This is a genomic window from Halomonas sp., assembly GCF_014859505.1.
Classification (GTDB): Bacteria; Pseudomonadota; Gammaproteobacteria; order Pseudomonadales; family Halomonadaceae; genus Halomonas.
Map to the genome: position 1 here is coordinate 1 of NZ_JACUUD010000226.1, position 2,531 is coordinate 2,531.

3 protein-coding genes are annotated in these 2,531 nt (G+C 62.3%); 2 read left to right on the top strand and 1 reads right to left on the bottom strand.

Annotated elements, in window-relative coordinates; genetic code table 11:
* Positions 1-185: 185 nt before the first annotated feature.
* A complete protein-coding gene (gene merR, locus IBX53_RS15720; protein WP_290911198.1) occupies positions 186-620 on the bottom strand; it encodes an Hg(II)-responsive transcriptional regulator in 435 nt (144 codons plus the stop codon).
* A 102-nt stretch (positions 621-722) separates the two neighbouring features.
* On the opposite strand from merR, the gene IBX53_RS15725 reads away from it, so the two are divergent.
* Together IBX53_RS15725 and merA are read left to right on the top strand one after the other, a co-directional pair.
* Positions 723-866 (top strand): mercury resistance system transport protein MerF, encoded by a 144-nt coding sequence (locus tag IBX53_RS15725; protein ID WP_290911200.1) that lies wholly within the window; start codon positions 723-725, stop codon positions 864-866.
* On the top strand, positions 859-2,265 hold the full coding sequence (gene merA / locus IBX53_RS15730) for a mercury(II) reductase (protein WP_290911202.1): 1,407 nt from the start codon (positions 859-861) through the stop codon (positions 2,263-2,265). The genes IBX53_RS15725 and merA overlap by 8 nt, the downstream gene beginning before the upstream one ends.
* Positions 2,266-2,531 lie beyond the last annotated feature (266 nt).

A 2,531-nucleotide genomic window follows, 5' to 3' on the forward strand; every position in this document is an offset into this window, starting at 1 on the left:
GCGCCTTGCCATGGGTTCATCCGTGTCAGTGATCCAAATATCAATACTACACGAAAACTTAAGATCAGGCACTTATTTATATGAGCTGACCGACTCTCAGGAGGCTCTGGAGGGGCGGTTTTTTGTAAAGAAATCGGGTAAAGCTTTCTGTGTAAAACAAATGCCCGATAACTTTGTCTTCGATGTCAGGCCTTCCCTATCCCTTCATGCCCTATCCCTTCATGCAATGACGCAATCAGCGGGCAGGTGACATTGCCATGCTGGGCGTGGCATTGGGCCACCATGTCAATCAAGGCCTTCTCGATCTGCTGCAGTCTGCCGAGCTTTTCGCGCACATCCCGCAACTTATGCTCGGCAAGTTCACTGGCTTCCTGGCAGTGGGTGCCATCTTCCAGCCGGAGCAGGTCAGCGACCTCGTCGAGGCTGAAGCCCAGCTGCTGCGCCGTCTTCACGAACGCCAGCCTGTCGATATCGGCGGTGCCATAGCGTCGAATGCCCCCCGGAGGCCGTGGAGGAACCGTCAACAGATTGCGCCGCTGATAGTAGCGGATGGTTTCCACATGAACGCCCGCGGCCCTGGCCAGGCCACCGATGGTCAGTGACTCCAACTCGTTCGACATGCACCTTGACTCCGTAGCTGACTACGGAAGTAACCTTATCCCAACCAACATGGCGCATGAAAGGGAGATGGCATGCCGACATCGAAATCGGGACGTGGTCCCATGGCTGTCGGCAGGTGCAATGTGCTGCTGCCCGCCTTGGCCGGCTTCATCGGCCTGATTGCCTATGCACTGTGGCGCAAGACACGAACCGACGCCTGCTGTCGCCAGGCGTCCAGAGACTCGAGGAGCTCCCCGAATGAGTGATGACAAGATCCTGCACATCGCCGTGATCGGCAGCGGCGGAGCGGCCATGGCCGCTGCCCTCAAGGCCGTCGAGCGCGGTGCTCGGGTGACCCTGATCGAACGTGGCACTCTGGGGGGGACCTGCGTGAACATCGGCTGCGTGCCCTCGAAGATCCTGATTCGCGCCGCTCATGTCGCCCATCTGCGCCGGGAAAGCCCCTTCGACGCTGGGCTGAGCGCCCAGGCACCGGAGGTGGATCGGCCCAGACTGCTGGAGCAGCAGCAGGCGCGTGTCGAGGCGCTGCGCGAGGCCAAGTACGCGAGCATTCTGCGCGACCATCCGGCCATCACGGTGCTCAGCGGTGAGGCGCGTTTCCTCGATGCTCACCGACTGGCGGTCACGCTGAATGACGGCGGCGAGCGCATCATCGACTTCGATCGTGCCTTCATCGGCACCGGTGCTCGCCCCGCTGAGCCGCCAGTGCCGGGGCTTGTCGACACGCCCTACCTGACCTCCACCAGCGCCCTGGGGCTCGACACCATCCCCGAACGGCTGATCGTGATGGGCGCCGGCTTCGTTGCCCTGGAGCTGGCCCAGGCCTTCGCCCGGCTGGGCAGTCGGGTCACCGTGCTGGCTCGAAGCCACCTGCTCTCCGCCGAGGATTCCGCCATCGGCGAGGCCGTCGAGACCGCATTCAAGCGTGAGGGCATCGAGGTCCTCAAGCAGACCCAGGCCAGCCGCGTGGACCACGTCAACGGCGAGTTCGTACTGGAGACCAACGCCGGCACCCTGCGGGCGGACCAGTTGCTGGTCGCCACCGGCCGCACCCCCAACACCGAGGGCCTGAACCTGGAGAGCATCGGCGTGACAACCGTGCAGGGGGCGATTCGGGTGGACGATCGCCTGCGTACCACGGTATCGAACATCCATGCCGCCGGTGACTGCACCGAGCTGCCCGCGTTTGTCTATGTCGCCGCCGCCGCCGGCAGCCGTGCCGCCATCAACATGACCGGCGGCGAGGCCCGCCTGGACCTCGGCGCCATGCCCGGGGTGATGTTCACCGAGCCCCAGGTGGCCACGGCGGGCCTCACAGAGGCCCAGGCCATCGAGCAGGGAATCGAGGTCGAGACGCGTACCCTTGAGCTGGAGAACGTGCCGCGGGCGCTGGTGAATTTCGACACCCTGGGATTCATCAAGATGGTCGCCGAGCGTGATACCGGGCGCTTGCTGGGCGTGCAGGCGGTGGCAGGGGAGGCCGGTGAGCTGATCCAGGCGGCGGTGCTGGCGTTGCGGGCGCGCATGACGGTCGAGGATATCGGCGACGAGCTTTTTCCCTACCTGACCATGGTGGAGGGGCTCAAGCTCTGCGCCCAGACCTTCACCAGGGACGTGAAGCAGCTTTCCTGCTGTGCAGGGTAATCCGTGTGGGAGATTCACTGAGCGCCTTTATCCCCTATGCCCCACCCTATTCCTCCACTCTTGGCGTAGTCGGAAACATCAGGACATCATGTAAAGACAACCAGGGTTTGTTTAAGAAGGGCAAACCAACCCTGCTGACTTGGTGATCCAGGCGGAATGGTCAGCCTCTGTCGTCAGCTGCTACGTGTCATATGGCCGTTTCCTTTATTTACAAAAACAGCCACTCCAAGTCTCCTTGAGGGGCAGTTTCTGTAAACCTTTCTAGG

Bases quoted from the DNA above. Each gene is read 5' to 3' on its own strand.
- merR (WP_290911198.1), bottom strand. From the start codon at position 620: ATGTCGAACGAGTTGGAGTCACTGACCATCGGTGGCCTGGCCAGGGCC.
- IBX53_RS15725 (WP_290911200.1), top strand. From the start codon at position 723: ATGGCTGTCGGCAGGTGCAATGTGCTGCTGCCCGCCTTGGCCGGCTTC.
- merA (WP_290911202.1), top strand. From the start codon at position 859: ATGAGTGATGACAAGATCCTGCACATCGCCGTGATCGGCAGCGGCGGA.